The following is a 15563-nucleotide window of genomic DNA, read 5'->3' on the forward strand; positions in this document are numbered from 1 at the left end:
GCAACGGTATAGGATACCAGCGCCATGCAAGACAATTTTACAGTTTCTTCCTCATCTTCCTCCAGCGCATCTGGCGTGGCGGAAGATAATCTGGCTGCCCGCAGGCGGCGGCTGAAGTTCCGTGCCAACCATCGGGGCACGTTTGAAACAGATATTCTGATAGGCGGCTTTGTAGAAGCCAATGCAGATACCATGACGGCAGAAGAACTGACGGACATGGAAAACATTCTGGAAATGCCAGATCCGGAACTAACAGACTGGCTGTTTGGCCGCCTGCCATTGCCGGAAGAGAAAGCCACCCCCATGTTACGCCGTATGGTGGAAGATAGCCGTATCAGGCGCGGCGGTTAGTATAAACCCTTCAGGCTCCGGCACAGGCATGCTGGCGGCTTGCGGGGTTTGCGTATTTAAGCAGAACAGGCGGATACCGGGATGACAGCACAAACAGGCGCACAAAAGCGGATAGCAACCGTATGGGGCGTGCCAGAAGGGTATGATGCCCTTTTGCTGGGCCGCCGTGCGCGGGATCATAAAGGCCCCGTGCTGCATATTGCGCGAAATGATGCCGCTATGGCCCGCCTGAATGATATGCTGGCCTTTGTAGCGCCTGATGTGGAAGTGCTGCGTTTTCCCGCATGGGATTGCCTGCCGTATGACAGGGTTTCTCCCAACCCTTCCATTGTGGCTGAGCGTGTTTCCACCCTTACGCGCTTGCTGGAACCTGCAAAAGGTCGCCCACGGCTTGTGCTGGCTACGGTGAACGCCGTGGTGCAACGTGTTGCCCCACGTAAAACGTTTGAGGGGCAATCCCTTTCCATCCGCACGGGGGAAAGTCTGGATCAGGGCTTTCTGATCGAGTTGCTGATCGCCAATGGTTACACCCGCACGGATACCGTGATGGAAGCCGGGGAGTTTGCAACCCGTGGCGGTATTTTTGATTTGTACCCCGCCGGGGCGGGTGAACCCCTGCGGCTTGATCTGTTTGGCGATGAAGTTGAGAACATCCGGGCGTTTGATCCCGGTTCCCAGCGTTCTACCGCTAAGCGCGATGGGCTGACACTTTGTCCTGTTTCCGAATTCTCATTGGATAAGGAAAGCATTTCACGCTTCCGCACTGGCTGGCGTGATGCCTTTGGCCCCGCAGCAACGTCTGACCCACTTTATGAACATATTTCAGACGGGCGCAGGCATCCGGGTATCGAGCACTGGCTGCCTTTGTTCCATGACCATTTAGAAACACTGTTTGATTATCTGCCCGATGTGGCTGTTTCACTCGAACATCAGGCAGAGGATGTGCTTAAAGCCCGGTTGGAAATGATAGAAGATCACTATCAGGCCCGCCGCCAACCTGTGCGGGAAGGGGAAATACCTTACCGTCCGCTGCCTCCGCATTTGCTCTATCTGGATGAAAAAGGGTGGGATGCCAGCTTGGCTCGTGTGCCTGTGGTGGCATTTAGCCCCTATGCACAACCCGAGGGCGCCGGAGGTGTGGATGTAGGTGGCCGCCCGGGCAAGATGTTCTCCAAAATTGTACCCGGTGCCCAGCGTGAGCAGGTGTTTACGCTCTTGGGGGATCAGGTAAAGGAATGGGCGCAGGTTAAGCGCCGCGCTTTTGTAGCCGCATGGACCAAAGGCTCGCGCGAGCGCATTGCCACATTACTGCGAGAGCACGGCGTACCCACCCAAACATATGAGACATGGGAGCAAGCCCACAAAGCCAAACCCGGCCCGGTTGGTTTGCTGACCCTTGGTTTGGAACGCGGCTTTGTTGCGGATGATCTGGCGTTTGTTTCTGAACAGGATCTGTTGGGTGAACGTATTGGTCGTCCACCGCGCCGTCGCCGTCGTGCTGATGAACTGATTGCCGAAGCCAGTGAACTTTCAGCCGGTGATCTGGTGGTGCATCAGGATTACGGGATAGGCCGTTATGATGGGCTGGAAACAGTAAGTGTAGGCGTAGCCCCGCATGATTGCTTGCGCCTGCTGTATGATGGCGGACAGAAACTCTACCTGCCTGTAGAGAACATTGAACTGCTTAGCCGCTTTGGATCAGACCAAGCTGGTGTTGCGCTGGATAAGCTGGGCGGCACGGCATGGCAGAACCGTAAATCGCAAATGAAAAAGCGCATCCGCGATATGGCGGGTGAGCTTATCAGAACCGCCGCCATGCGGGCGTTGAAGGAGGCACCAGAACTGGTTCCGCCGGAGGGGCAGTGGGATGAGTTCTGTGCCCGCTTCCCATTTGTAGAAACGGATGATCAGGCACGCGCTATTGCTGATGTGCTGGAAGATATGTCCTCCGGCCGACCAATGGATCGGCTGGTGTGTGGTGATGTCGGCTTTGGTAAAACCGAGGTAGCATTGCGCGCGGCGTTTGTGGCGGCCATGTCTGGCGGGCAGGTGGCTGTTGTGGTGCCCACCACTTTGTTGGCGCGGCAGCATTATCGCACCTTTGCCGCACGGTTTGAGGGCTTTCCCATCAAGGTGGCGCAACTTTCCCGCATGGTAACGGGTAAGGAAGCAACAGCAGTGCGTAAGGGCATTGCAGATGGAAGCGTGAACATTGTTATTGGTACGCATGCACTGCTGGCCAAAACGGTTCAGTTTGCCTCGCTCGAACTGCTGATTATTGATGAAGAACAGCACTTTGGCGTGTCTCATAAGGAAAAGCTGAAAGCCCTGCGCGAAGATGTGCATGTGCTTACACTTTCCGCCACACCATTGCCGCGTACGCTCCAACTCTCGCTTTCCGGCGTGAGGGAAATGAGCCTGATTGCCACCCCACCAACAGACAGGCTGGCGGTGCGCACTTTCATCATGCCGTTTGATAGCGTGGTGATAAGGGAGGCCATCCAGCGCGAACGCTTCCGTGGTGGGCAGATTTTCTGCGTGGCCCCGCGTATTGAGGATCTGGACAGGCTGGCCGAACGGCTTACGGCCATTGTGCCCGATGCCAGGCTGATACAGGCACATGGCCGCCTTTCCGCTACCGAGCTGGAACGGGTGATGACCGAGTTTTCAGACGGCAAATACGATATTCTGCTCTCCACCAATATTGTGGAAAGCGGACTGGATATGCCCGCAGTGAATACGCTGATTATCCATAGGGCGGATATGTTTGGCCTTGGGCAGCTTTATCAGCTGCGCGGGCGTGTGGGGCGTGGCAAGCAACGAGGTTATGCTTACCTTACATGGCCTCAAACACATGTGCTTTCAGCTTCTGCGGAAAAGCGGCTGGAAGTAATGCAAACGCTGGATACGCTGGGTGCTGGCTTTACGCTGGCCTCGCACGATCTGGATTTGCGTGGCGCGGGTAATCTACTGGGCGATCAGCAATCCGGCCATGTGCGTGAAGTGGGGATCGAACTGTACCAGCAGATGCTGGAAGATGCCGTGGCCGACCTGCGCTCAGATAAAAATCGTCGTGCCGCAGAAGATCGGGATTGGACGCCCAACATTGTCATGGGTCTGCCCGTATTGATCCCGGATGAATATGTAACCGATCTGCCTGTCCGGCTTGGGCTCTACCGTCGTATCAGCGCGCTGGCATCCGATGCAGAACTGGAAGCCATGGAAGCCGAGCTGATAGATCGCTTTGGTTCTCTGCCGCCGGAGGTAAAAAACCTTCTGGATATTGTAGAGCTTAAGCGCCTGTGCCGTCAGGCCGGGGTAGAGCGTGTAGAGGCTGGCCCTAAAGGCATGGTGCTGCAATTCCGTAACAACACCTTCCGCAACCCGGCAGGGTTGGTGCAGTGGATGGGGAAATGGAAGGATGGCACAGTCCGCCTACGCCCAGACCATAAAATGGCGGTTGTGCGCGAACTGACGAATGTGCAGCGCATAGATCTGGCCCGGCGTGTTTTGAAAGACCTGGCTGGTATGTGCGAAAAAGTAATGGAAATGGCCTAACAAGACCTAGAGAGCCGGAGGGGTTTAAAAGCATCCCCTCCGGCGCTTTGTTTATTTAAGCGGAATGGGGAAGCCATTTACGGTGAGTACGCCGCTTTCCCATTTTGTATCCCACGTATTCTGTTCACCATGTTTGTGGCTGACCAAACGGGCCACAACCATGCCTGCGGCCAGCTTCATCTGTTTGGCGGTGCGGGCCTTATCAATAAGTGTTTCCAGATTGGTAATTTCCAAATGCCCAGAGGCTGATGTGTTGTTCACATTGCCTGTCAGCGTTGCCACACCATTGCCGTGCAAAGAAGCCTCACCCTGCGTGGCATCAAAGCTGGAAATGGTGGCATGCACAGCCGGAGCGCTGGCACTGCGGCCACCAATGGCGCTCATAAGGGCGGGCACTTCCGCAGCAGGAAGTGAGAACGTGGCATGGGCTGCTGTGGGCAGCAAATCCTGATTGGCAACGTTATGGAAGCTTACTCCATCCATCCCCAATGATGCTGAAGCCGTCGCACTGCCGCCCTGCATCTGATAGCGCGCGGTATTAACAGTTACCTGTGCAGCCCCGTGCGCCAGCGTGGCGTTTTGCCATGTTAGATCATAGCTTTTACCGGCCTGCAGGCCTGCCAACACGCGTTTGCCCTGTGTGTTCAGCCAATCTGTGCATGCGGCATTGTGATGCCCCGTCATGGCGGACATCAGGAGCAGAGAGGCCGCATCTGCCAGATCATGCGTGGCTTCAGGCGTTTCGCCAGAACCATGCAGGGTTAAGTGGCCAGCCTTAAAGGTTGTGCCACCGTCTGGCGTGCGTAACACCAGATTCTGGTAGGTAACGCCTTGCGCCGTTTCCTGCCCAGAAGCGCGGGAAACCACCGCGCAGCCAGAAGGAGGGGCCGCAAAAGCCGGAGCCGCAGTAACTGTGGCATAAATGCTCACAGCACCGAGAGCGGAGAGGGACAGGAAAGTATACTGCTTCATTTCAACCAAAGGGTGCCGTAAGTAAAACAGGCAGGCAACCAGAAAGAAGCCAGAAAGAAAAACGAAAGGGCAGGCGCGTGCGGTTTTTGAAAATGGACCCTTTTTTAATGGGGTTGGTCAGTGCTGTGCTGCTGGCAACGTTCTTTCCCTGTCATGGGGTAGCTGTGCCGGTTTTTAGGTGGCTTTCCATTAGCCTGATTGCCCTAATGTTTTTTTTGCAAGGAGCAAGGCTTTCTCGCAAAGCTGTGGTGGATGGCTTGGTTGCGTGGAAGCTGCACCTGCTTATTTTGTGCTGCACCTTTGTGTTGTTCCCTTTGCTGGGGCTATTGGGCCATGCGCTGCTGCCCAACCTGATGCAGCCTGAAATCTGGATGGGCGTGCTGTTTTTGTGCTGCCTGCCTTCTACGGTACAGTCTTCCATTGCCTTTACATCCATTGGCGGGGGCAATGTGCCTGCGGCGGTGTGTGCGGCCACGGCCTCCAATGTTCTGGGTATTTTTATTACGCCCGTTTTGGTGGGGCTGATTCTGAGCAAGCATGGGGGCGCGGCCGGTAACCCGCTGGATATTGTTTACCAGCTTTTGCTGCCGTTTATTTTGGGGCAGGTGTTGCAACCGTGGCTTGGCCCGTGGGCGCACCGCAATAAAAAACTTCTGTCTTTTTCAGACCGAGGCTCTGTGCTGGTAGTGGTGTATGCAGCGTTCAGTGATGCCGTTATGCAAGGGCTGTGGCACAAGCTACCGGTAACGGAAATGGGCGTGATTGCGCTGGTAGATGCTGTGTTGCTGTTTGTTGTGCTGGGTATTACCATTTTTGCCGGTCGTGCTTTTGGCCTGCCACTTAAAGATGAAATTGCCGTGGTGTTCTGTGGCTCCAAAAAAACGCTGGCATCTGGGGTGCCTATGGCCAACGTGCTGTTCCCGCCTGCATCGGTGGGGATGATTGTTCTTCCACTTATGATGTATCACCAGATCCAGCTTTTTGTGTGCGCTGTTCTGGCCCGCCGTTTTGCCCGTATGACACAGCAGGCAGAACAGCATGAGCAAAAGCCAGAGATACGTCACGCATCCTGAATACGGATATTGGAGAAAACAGAAGTGGCCGGGTTAGATCCAGAAAACTGGGAAGAATTGCGCACACTAGGCCACCGCATGTTGGACGACATGCTTGAGTCCATAAAAAACGTGGCAAAAGGCCCCGTGTGGCAGCCTATGCCAGATACATTGCGGCAGAACTTTAAGCAGGCTTCTTTACCCCACAGCGCACAGGCGCTTGAAGGGCTGTATGAGCAGTTTGCCAATACAGTTCAGCCTTATGCTGTCGGTAATCGGCACCCACGTTTTATGGGGTGGGTGCATGGCGGCGGCACGGCGCAGGGCATGCTGGCAGAAATGTTGGCTGCGGGCCTAAATGCCAATCTGGGTGGGCGTAACCATGCACCAGTAGAAGTGGAACGCATGGTTATCCGCTGGGCAGCGGAAATGTTCGGCTTTCCGGATACTACCAGCGGTGTGCTGGTAACCGGTTCTTCCATGGCCAATTTTATTGCCATTCTTACGGCCAGCCGCGCAGTGCCAGATGGTACGGATTTGCGCGAGCAAGGCGTGGCAGGCCGTAAGCTGGTAGGATACGCCGCACAAACGGCACATGGCTGTGTAGCCCGGGCATTTGATATGGCCGGATTGGGCATGAAGGCCCTGCGCCGCGTGCCAGTAGATGCCGCATTTCGTCTGGATATGCAGGCGCTACGCCGCATGGTGGCGCAGGATAGGGCAGATGGATACGAGCCTTTTCTGGTTGTCGGCACGGCAGGCACTGTAGATACCGGGAGTGTGGACCCTCTGGACGATCTGGCAGATTACGCAAAGGCCGAAAAGCTCTGGTTTCATGTAGATGGCGCATTTGGGGCGTTGGCGCAGTTGGCGCCAGACTATGCGCCATTACTCAAGGGGCTGGAGCGAGCCGATAGCCTTGCCTTCGATTTTCATAAATGGGCGCAGGTACCTTACGATGCAGGCTGCGTGTTGGTGCGTGAACAGGGGCGGCAAGCGGCAACCTTTGCACAGTCCTTAGCCTATCTCTCGCGCGAGGATCGTGGGTTGGCGGCGGATGCCCCGTGGTTTTGTGATTTGGGGCCAGATCTTTCACGCGGCTTTCGTGCGCTTAAGGTATGGTTCACGCTGGCGGGGTTTGGCACCCAAGGGCTGGGCAATGTGGTGGCGCAATCCTGCACGGTGGCGCAGTATCTGGCATCCCGCGTGGCGGATACGCTCGGCCTTACGCTGCTGGCTCCGGTAACACTGAATATTGTGTGTTTTCGGGTGGATGTGCCTGATGTGGATGATCTGGATACGCTTAATGCGGAACTGGTGAAGGATCTTCAGGAAAGTGGCATTGCCGCGCCATCTACCACGCGCCTTTACGGCAAGTTGGCTATTCGTGCGGCTATTGTAAACCACCGCACAACCAAGGAAGATGCAGATATCATGCTGGCTGGCTTGGTAGATCTGGCGCAAGCCCGTTTGGGCCGCCCGCTGGCCTAAACAAAAGCCGGGCGGGCGGCGCGTTCTTCCTTAACGTGCGCGTTTGCGCGGCCGGCGTTTTTCTTCAAACAGAGCGGAAAGGGACTGGAGCATAGTTCCCCCCAGTTCCTCCGCATCTGTAATGGTAACGGCTTTTTGGTAATAGCGGGTAACATCGTGCCCAATACCAATGGCAGTGAGTTCCACCGGGCTACGGTTTTCGATCATATCGATAACAGCGCGCAGGTGATCTTCCAAATAGGATGCCGGATTGACGGAAAGTGTGCTGTCATCCACTGGCGCGCCATCTGAAATCACCATCAAAATCTTACGGGCTTCCTGCCGGTTTTTAATGCGATTCCATGCCCAAAGCAGGGCTTCACCATCTATGTTTTCTTTCAGCAGGCCTTCACGCAGCATCAGGCCCAGATTGGTGCGCGCACGCCGCCACGGCATATCTGCTGATTTATAGATAATGTGGCGCAAATCATTCAGGCGGCCCGGTTCAGGCGGCTTGCCGTTTTGCAACCAGAGTTCCCGGCTTTGGCCACCTTTCCATGCGCGAGTGGTAAAGCCCAGAATTTCCACTTTTACGCCGCAGCGTTCCAGCGTGCGGGCCAGAATATCCCCGCACGATGCGGCAACAGAAATAGGCCGTCCGCGCATGGAGCCGGAATTATCAATCAGCAGGGTTACAACCGTATCGCGGAATTCCGTATCCTTTTCCTGCTTATAGGATAGGGAGAGCATGGGGTTGACCACAATGCGGGACAGGCGGCCTGCATCCAGAATGCCTTCTTCCAGATCGAAAGACCAAGAGCGGGTTTGCTGCGCCATCAAACGGCGCTGGAGCCGGTTGGCAAGCCGAGATACCACACCATGCAAGGTGGCTAATTGCAGATCAAGCTGGTGCCGCAGGCGAGAGAGTTCTTCTGGATCACACAGTTCTTCTGCGCGAATTTCTTCATCAAACTGGGTGGTGTAGGGGTGGTAGCCTCTGGCTGTCAGGCCGGGTTCATTTTCCGGCTGGCGGCCGGGGCCTGCGGCTTCCCCCGTACCTTCTCCCATGCTGGCATCACGTTCTTCTTCTGCAAACTCTGAAGAAGATTCGCTGCCGCCTGCCATCAGTTGAGGTTGAGAGATTTCCTCTTCCTGCTCCTCCTGTTGAGGAGATGTATTTTCTTCCTGATCTGGAGGTGGTGGGTTTGAATCATCTTGCGAATCGGCAGCTTGGGAAGAATCGTTGTTGGCATCCATGTCTTCAGATGCCGTGTCATCTTCTGTCAGGGCGCAGGCAGCCATAAGTTGACGGCTGGCGCGTGCATATGCGGCCTGATCCGTCTGGTGCTTTGCCATTTCATCCAAGGCGCTTAACGCGTTGGGTGGCAGCGTCTGCTTCCATTTTTCTAAAATGGCCTGCGCAGGTTCAGGAACTGGTTGGCCTGTCAGTTTTTCACGCGCCAGCAGTTCCAGCCCAACCACAGGGGAAAGTTGAGATGCCTCTGTCATCCGATCTAGCCCAGATGCACGTATATCTTGTTCAAGCCGATGCCGCAGGTTGGCCGCCACGCCTTTCATGTGGCGCGCGCCTACAGATTCGATTCTAGCTTGTTCCAGCGCATCATACACATCACGCGCCTGCGTTTCGGCAGGTTGGCGGGCAGCGTGCAGGGCAAAGTCATGGTGTTTCAGGCGCAGCGCCTGTGCATCTGCTGCGCCACGAATGCGCTGCCTTTCTTCCTCACTCAGATTGAGAGAGGGAGATTGGAGCCGCACTTTTTCCCCAAGGCTGATCGGGGCCAGCGGCATGTTGCCACTGTGGAAGGAAACATCTGCCTCTTTTTGTCCGCCTATGGCGCGTAAAGCGGCAGATGTGGCCTGTTTGAAAGTATCCGCCCGTTTTTCCGCCTGCTCCCGAGAGAGAGACGGTGTATTGGGAGCAGACGGGCCTTTGGTGCGATCAGCCATGAAGAAATCCGATTCAGGCAGTGCGGCCGGGCAGCGGGCTGGCATTGAAGCAGCGCTGATAATACTCTGCTACCATGCCGCGTTCGGCTTCATCACACTTGTTCAGGAAGGTGACGCGGAAGGCAAAGGCCACATCTTTGAAGATGCGGTCATTTTCTGCCCAGGCAATAACCCCACGTGGAGACATAACGGTGGAGAGGTCTCCCGCCATAAAGCCGGAGCGGGTGAGGGCTGCTAGCGCCACCATGTTATCAATTTTATCACGTGTGGCTTTGTCATCTTCTGCAACGCCCAGACGCGCGCATACAATGCCCACTTCCTGCTGGTGCGGCAGATAGTTTAGGGAGGTGACAATATTCCACCTATCCATCTGGGCTTGGTTGATCTGCTGCGTGCCGTGATACAGCCCGGTTGTATCACCCAGCCCAACGGTGTTGGCCGTGGCAAACAGGCGGAAGAACGGGTTGGGGGAGATCACGCGGTTTTGGTCTAGAAGGGTCAGTTTGCCTTCTACTTCCAGCACGCGCTGGATCACAAACATCACATCAGCGCGGCCTGCATCGTATTCATCAAACACCAGTGCGCAGGGGCGCTGAAGGCACCACGGCAGCAGGCCTTCCTGAAATTCGGTAATCTGCTGGCCGTCCTTCACCACAATGGCGTCCTTGCCAATCAGATCAATGCGCGAAATGTGGCTGTCCAGATTGATGCGAATGCACGGCCAGTTCAGGCGTGCGGCAATCTGTTCAATGTGGGAGGATTTGCCGGTGCCATGGAAGCCCTGCACCATCACGCGGCGGTTGAAGGCAAAGCCTGCCAGAATGGCCAGCGTGGTATCGTGGTCGAACAGATAAGCTTTATCCACTTCTGGCACATGTTCTGTGCGAATGGAAAAGGCAGGCACCTTCATGTCAGAATCAAGGCCGAACACATCACGCACACTTACTTCCATATCTGGTACAGAAATGGCTGAAATGGGCGGGAGTTCGGAAGCGTTGGACTGGCTGGAAATATCCGTCATGGCTATATGTCTGCGCTCTTTGTCTGACAGGAAAGAAAAAAGGCAAAGCAACCGAAAATATATGATGCCTTAAAATGCAGCATACATCATTACAGCGCTTTTTCGAGGCTTTCGGTTAAGAGATGGGTCTTCACAATCGTGAAGGCAACATTGATTTTTTTAAGCCGTTCTTCGGCATTCCGGTCTCCGTTATTGGTGTCCGGATGGTGTTTGCGCGCCAATGCCCGGTAATGGCTTTTGGCTTCTTCCATACTGACAGGCCAAGAAAGCCCCAGAATTGCCAAAGGTTCCCGCAATGCCGCAGGGGCGGATGTGCGCTCCTGATAAGCCTGCGCCCGTGCGCGTTCCGCACGGGAGCGGCGGTTCTGGCCCAGAATATCCAGCGGGTCTAGAATATCCTCTTCATTGGGTGTAGCGCGCTTTGCACCTTTGGCGCTTTGGCCAAAAGCCCATGTTGGCCGATCCCACCCGATATCTGCGCGCAGATGCGCTTCAATCTGGCCAGGGCTCATGCCTTTATAATAATCCCACCGCGCATTATATTCCCGAACATGGTTGAGGCAGAACCAGTAATACTGGTTCAGCGCATCGCGCGAGCGAGGGGCACGGTAACCAGCCTGTTCCTGACAGCTCGGCATGTCACAGCAACGTGCTGGTGCATCAGGATCAGGATCGAACGCGCGGGGGCGGGTGTTCCTACGTTTAATCATTTAGCGTTATGTGCGGTGCAAAAGCATCTGTAGCAAGAGGTAAACAGGGATATGACCAGTCTTTCAGATTCTTCGGCTCTTTCCAAGGCAGAAGGTGTGCGTATGCAGCGGGTTCGTAATGTTCTGGAAAAAACATTCAACCCCATTGTGTTGGAAATTGAGGATGAAAGCCACCGCCACGCACATCATAAAGCCATGGTTCGCGGTCCAGAGGCAGGCGCCACGGAAACGCATTTTCGGGTGCTTATGGTTTCTGCCGCTTTTGAAGGCGTGAACCGCGTGAATCGCTCCCGCATGGTGCATGAAGCTTTAGCCCCGGAATTTTCCAGCGGTTTGCATGCGCTGGCTCTTACCCTGCGTACACCGCAGGAATCCGAGAAGGTGGCATAATGCGCAAAGGCTTAAAATTTAACCGACGCGCATTTACCTTGCTGGCCCCTCTGGCGTTGGCAGCCTGCGCGGGGCAGGCCATGCAGGGTACATCTGGCGTAAAAAATGCCGATGTTGCGCGCGTAGAAAATTATTTCCGCACTGTGGATCTGGAAAACACCCCGTTTCTTCAAACATGGGCCAATGGCAGCCGTGGGGGTGGGTTAATTACCTATAAACCCGGATCGTTATACATGCACTATACGGCACCGCATGAAATGGAGCTTCGGGCTTCTGGCCATCATGCTGTGTTTACCGATGCCCAGCAGGGCTCTCAAACCCGTATTGGTCTGGCCCATAACCCGCTGGGGTTGCTTATGGGAAACCCTGTGGTGTTGTCTGGTGAGGTGACTGTTACCAACGTGCAAAAACAACCCGGCGTGTTGCAGCTTTCGCTCACACGCACGGATAATCCTTCACAGGGGTTGGTCACGCTGGTTTTTCATGATGTGGCAAACAGGCTTGCGCTTTCCTCCATCCAGATTGTGGATGAACGCAGGCATGTTATTTCCATCAGTCTGGACCCTGTGTAACGGCCACTTCCTGCAAGGCGGAAGGTACGCTGCCAAATGTGTTGGCCCAGGATTGGGCCAGCGCGTGATCCAGCTCCTGCATGGTGGTGGAAAGTCCTAGCTTGCGAAAGCTGGTTACGCCAAATTCTCTGATCCCGCAGGGCACAATGCCCTCAAAATCCGCCATGTTGGGGTCTAGGTTAATGGCAACGCCATGCCAGCTTACCCAGCGGGAAACACGAACCCCAATGGCGGCAATTTTTTCCTCATTCCCGGTTTTGGGGTCTGTTACCCATACGCCCACGCGGCCTTCGCGCACTTCACCATGAATGCCAAAATGGGCCAATGCGCCAATTACCCACGATTCCAGCGCATGCACATAAGCCCGCAGGTCTCTCCCCGGCACGGGGCCGTGGGGGTGTTGTAGGTCCAGCATCACATAAGCAGTCCTTTGCCCGGGGCCATGATATGTCCATTGCCCGCCGCGGCCTGCGTGATACGTGGGGTAGTTTGCGGGGTTAAAAAGGTCTTCTGCTTTGGCGGATGTGCCTGAAGTGTAAAGCGGTGGATGTTCCAACAACCACACGCGTTCTGTGGTTTCTCCCGCACGTATGCTGCGGGCCATGCTTTCCATGCGGCTGAGTGCCTGAGGGTATGGAACCAGTTTTTTACTGATTTCCCATAAAATCTGTTCTTTTGTCATTGCCGCACGTTCCTGCTTCGGCTATAGGGCTGTTCACCAACGGTATCGCTCTTCTGGTGCCGATTGTCACGTGCGGCCGTGGCGGAATGGTAGACGCGCAAGCTTGAGGTGCTTGTGGGGGAATACCCCGTGGAAGTTCGAGTCTTCTCGGCCGCACCACATTTCTTCAAAAACAAAATTAAATCAGAGCAATAAAATACAGCAGAGTTTTCTGTCTGTTGGGTGCATAGCTGTTCTGCCAGAGTATAATTCTGCATTTTTGTGCATGAATTGTCATATTCACGCCTCTCTTTTCCGGTTTTTAGAATAGGCGCATGGTTTTAGATGTGTAAAATAAAAGCCATGTAGAGTGTGGTCTAAAACACGCACACGCGTTTTTGCGCGTTGGGTGGGTTTTTCTGCATTCTTCAGAGCCGTGTTGTTGGCAGGGGGTCTCTGCGGGCAGGGTGGTTCTAGTGGTTGAGGTTTAACCCGTTTTTTAAGGTGTTGTATTCGTGTCCAAACCCAAGCCTTTACGTAAAGCAGTCCTGCCTGTTGCGGGATTGGGAACGCGCTTTCTGCCCGCAACCAAGGCCATGCCAAAGGAAATGCTGCCTGTTGTTGACAGGCCGCTGATCCAGTATGCGATTGATGAAGCGCGTGAAGCCGGGATTGAAGAGTTCTGCCTGATTACAGGCCGTGGTAAGGACTCTCTTATTGATTACTTCGATATTGCTTATGAGCTGGAAGATACGCTGAGAGAGCGCCATAAGCTTGACTGCCTGAAAGCATTGGAGCCCAGCTCTATTGAGGCAGGTTCTCTTATTGCCGTGCGTCAGCAGGAACCTCTGGGCCTTGGGCATGCTATCTGGTGTGCACGCTCCTTTATTGGGGATGACCCGTTTGCTATCCTGCTGCCAGATGATGTTGTGCAGGCCGCACCCGGCAAAGGCTGCCTGAAGCAGTTGGCCGATGCGTATAATGAAACAGGCGGTAGCGTTGTAGCGGTTACAGAAGTACCGCGTGAACAAACAAACCGTTACGGTATTCTGGATACCGGCAAGGATGATGGCCACCTTGTGGAAGTAAAAGGTTTGGTTGAAAAACCAAAGCCAGAAGACGCGCCTTCCAACTTGTCCATCATTGGCCGCTATGTGCTGACCCCAGAAGTTATGCCGTATCTTGCCAAGCTGGAAAAAGGCGCTGGCGGTGAAGTGCAGTTGACAGATGCCATGGCAAAAACCATTGGGCAGGTGCCTTTCCACGGCCTGCGGTATGAAGGCACCCGTTTTGATTGCGGCAATAAGCTTGGCTTCCTTGAAGCGCAGGTTGCCTTTGCTCTGGAACGGCCGGATCTCGCTGATGGCGTAAAGGCATTTTTGAAAAAATATACAGATAGAGCCTAATGTTTTTTACACATAGGTTTGAAGCTACCAGCCTGCGTGAATACGATATTCGCGGAATTGTCGGTAAAACCCTTTCAACCGATGATGCGTTTGCCATTGGCCGCACTTTTGGCAGTGTTGTGCGCCGCAGTGGCGGCAAAACATTGGTTGTGGGCTATGATGGCCGCCTGTCTTCTCCTTTATTGGAAGAAGCGCTGGTGCGCGGTGCCGTAGCATGCGGGCTGGATGTGGTGCGTGTGGGGCGAGGCCCCACACCCATGTTGTATTATGGGTCTGTTATTCTTAAGGCCGATGGCGCCGTTATGGTAACAGGCAGTCATAATCCGCCTGATCACAACGGCTTTAAAATAACTTTGGCTGGCAAGCCATTCTTCGGTGCCCAGATACGGGAACTGGGTGATCTGTCGGCCAAAGGTGATGTGGTGCCAGAAGAAAAAGGCACCGTACGCGATGTAGATATTCGTGAAGAATATGTAGAGCGTCTTGTAAAAGATTATGTTGGCGGCCCGCGCAAGCTGAAAGTTGTCTGGGATAACGGCAATAGCTCCGCCGGTGAAGTTCTGGAAATGTTGGTAAAAAAGCTGCCGGGCGAGCACATTGTGCTAAACGCTAAAATTGACGGCACTTTTCCCGTGCATCATCCTGATCCAACGGTTGTTAAAAATCTGGAACAGCTTATTGCCACTGTGCGCGCAAATAAGGCTGATCTGGGTATCGCATTTGATGGTGATGCAGACCGCATTGGCGTGGTGGACAACACAGGCGGAATTCTGTGGGGTGATCAACTGCTTATTCTGCTGGCGCGTGATGTGCTGAAGGCTCATTCAGGGGCCACCATTATTGCCGATGTTAAGGCCAGTCAGGTGCTATTTGATGAAGTGGCAAGCGCTGGTGGCAAGCCATTGATGTGGCGTACCGGCCATTCGCTTATCAAATCCAAAATGGCGGAAACGGGCTCACCTCTGGCAGGTGAAATGTCTGGCCATATTTTCTTTGCAGATAAATGGTACGGCTTTGATGACGCCTTGTACGCCGGTGTGCGCGTGCTGGATATTGTTGCCCGTATGGATGAACCACTTTCTGTGTTCCGTGAATTTCTGCCCAAAACCACATCCACCCCGGAAGTGCGTTTTGAGTGTGATGACCATCGCAAGTTCAAGGTGATGGAGGAAGTCGCTGCACGCCTGCGTAAGCAAGGTGCGGATATTTCCGAAATTGATGGTGTGCGCGTAAATACTCCAGATGGCTGGTGGCTGCTGCGAGCTTCCAATACGCAGGCTGTTCTGGTTGCGCGTGCAGAAGGCCGGACAGAAGCATGTCTGGAGCGTCTGAAGGAAGCTGTGGTGAAGCAACTTGAACTTTCTGCTCTGCCGCGCCCTGATTTTTCAGGTAACAGTTCTGGCCACTAGGTTTTTAGTATAGGTTGTTATGT

The 15563-nt window shown here is 54.5% G+C and carries 13 protein-coding genes and 1 tRNA gene; 9 read left to right on the forward strand and 5 right to left on the reverse strand.

What is annotated here, in order from left to right:
- Positions 1 to 24: 24 nt before the first annotated feature.
- Entirely contained in the window at positions 25 to 351 is a 327-nt protein-coding gene (locus DS739_RS05765; protein ID WP_006115181.1) for a succinate dehydrogenase assembly factor 2, read from the forward strand.
- A gap of 81 nt (positions 352 to 432) precedes the next feature.
- Positions 433 to 3909 carry a transcription-repair coupling factor gene (gene mfd / locus DS739_RS05770; protein WP_035351459.1) on the forward strand — a complete coding sequence of 1159 codons (3477 nt, stop codon included), beginning with the start codon at positions 433 to 435 and terminating at the stop codon, positions 3907 to 3909.
- Between the two features lie 51 nt (positions 3910 to 3960).
- Here mfd and DS739_RS05775 read toward each other — a convergent pair whose 3' ends face one another.
- On the reverse strand, positions 3961 to 4911 hold the full coding sequence (locus DS739_RS05775; RefSeq protein ID WP_035351456.1) for a DUF945 family protein: 951 nt from the start codon (positions 4909 to 4911) through the stop codon (positions 3961 to 3963).
- Positions 4912 to 4958: 47 nt separating this feature from the next.
- On the opposite strand from DS739_RS05775, the gene DS739_RS05780 reads away from it, so the two are divergent.
- Both DS739_RS05780 and DS739_RS05785 read left to right on the forward strand, forming a co-directional pair.
- Positions 4959 to 5954: a bile acid:sodium symporter family protein gene (locus tag DS739_RS05780; protein WP_006115184.1), complete on the forward strand. Its 996-nt coding sequence runs from the start codon at positions 4959 to 4961 to the stop codon at positions 5952 to 5954.
- Between the two features lie 24 nt (positions 5955 to 5978).
- Complete coding sequence (locus DS739_RS05785) at positions 5979 to 7424, forward strand: pyridoxal-dependent decarboxylase (RefSeq protein WP_035351740.1); 1446 nt, start codon at positions 5979 to 5981, stop codon at positions 7422 to 7424.
- A gap of 30 nt (positions 7425 to 7454) precedes the next feature.
- Here the strand turns inward: DS739_RS05785 and cobT are convergent, their stop codons facing one another.
- From cobT to DS739_RS05800, 3 genes are all read right to left on the reverse strand, one after another.
- Positions 7455 to 9371 carry a cobaltochelatase subunit CobT gene (gene cobT, locus DS739_RS05790; protein WP_035351737.1) on the reverse strand — a complete coding sequence of 639 codons (1917 nt, stop codon included), beginning with the start codon at positions 9369 to 9371 and terminating at the stop codon, positions 7455 to 7457.
- 13 nt (positions 9372 to 9384) lie between these two features.
- Entirely contained in the window at positions 9385 to 10392 is a 1008-nt protein-coding gene (gene cobS, locus DS739_RS05795) for a cobaltochelatase subunit CobS (protein ID WP_035351452.1), read from the reverse strand.
- Between the two features lie 89 nt (positions 10393 to 10481).
- On the reverse strand, positions 10482 to 11102 hold the full coding sequence (locus DS739_RS05800; RefSeq protein ID WP_006115188.1) for a J domain-containing protein: 621 nt from the start codon (positions 11100 to 11102) through the stop codon (positions 10482 to 10484).
- A gap of 51 nt (positions 11103 to 11153) precedes the next feature.
- Here DS739_RS05800 and DS739_RS05805 point away from each other — a divergent pair, with 51 nt between their 5' ends.
- Both DS739_RS05805 and DS739_RS05810 read left to right on the forward strand, forming a co-directional pair.
- Complete coding sequence (locus tag DS739_RS05805; RefSeq protein WP_006115189.1) at positions 11154 to 11492, forward strand: BolA family transcriptional regulator; 339 nt, start codon at positions 11154 to 11156, stop codon at positions 11490 to 11492.
- Positions 11492 to 12064, forward strand: a complete 573-nt coding sequence (locus tag DS739_RS05810; RefSeq protein ID WP_006115190.1) for an outer-membrane lipoprotein carrier protein LolA — start codon at positions 11492 to 11494, stop codon at positions 12062 to 12064. Before DS739_RS05805 ends, DS739_RS05810 begins: the two co-directional genes overlap by 1 nt.
- On the opposite strand, the gene lipB is transcribed toward DS739_RS05810, so the two are convergent.
- Complete coding sequence (lipB, locus tag DS739_RS05815) at positions 12045 to 12746, reverse strand: lipoyl(octanoyl) transferase LipB (protein WP_006115191.1); 702 nt, start codon at positions 12744 to 12746, stop codon at positions 12045 to 12047. The genes DS739_RS05810 and lipB overlap by 20 nt on opposite strands.
- Before the next feature lie 72 nt (positions 12747 to 12818).
- Here lipB and DS739_RS05820 point away from each other — a divergent pair.
- The 3 genes from DS739_RS05820 (at position 12819) to pgmG (ending at position 15540) form a co-directional block, all read left to right on the forward strand.
- Positions 12819 to 12905: transfer RNA gene (locus DS739_RS05820), tRNA-Leu, on the forward strand.
- 335 nt (positions 12906 to 13240) lie between these two features.
- Positions 13241 to 14131 (forward strand): UTP--glucose-1-phosphate uridylyltransferase GalU, encoded by an 891-nt coding sequence (gene galU / locus DS739_RS05825; RefSeq protein ID WP_006115192.1) that lies wholly within the window; start codon positions 13241 to 13243, stop codon positions 14129 to 14131.
- Positions 14131 to 15540 (forward strand): phosphoglucomutase/phosphomannomutase PgmG, encoded by a 1410-nt coding sequence (gene pgmG / locus DS739_RS05830; RefSeq protein ID WP_006115193.1) that lies wholly within the window; start codon positions 14131 to 14133, stop codon positions 15538 to 15540. The genes galU and pgmG overlap by 1 nt, the downstream gene beginning before the upstream one ends.
- Positions 15541 to 15563: the final 23 nt, after the last annotated feature.

It is taken from the genome of Acetobacter sp. JWB (assembly GCF_003323795.1).
GTDB classification, from domain to species: Bacteria; Pseudomonadota; Alphaproteobacteria; order Acetobacterales; family Acetobacteraceae; genus Acetobacter; species Acetobacter oryzifermentans.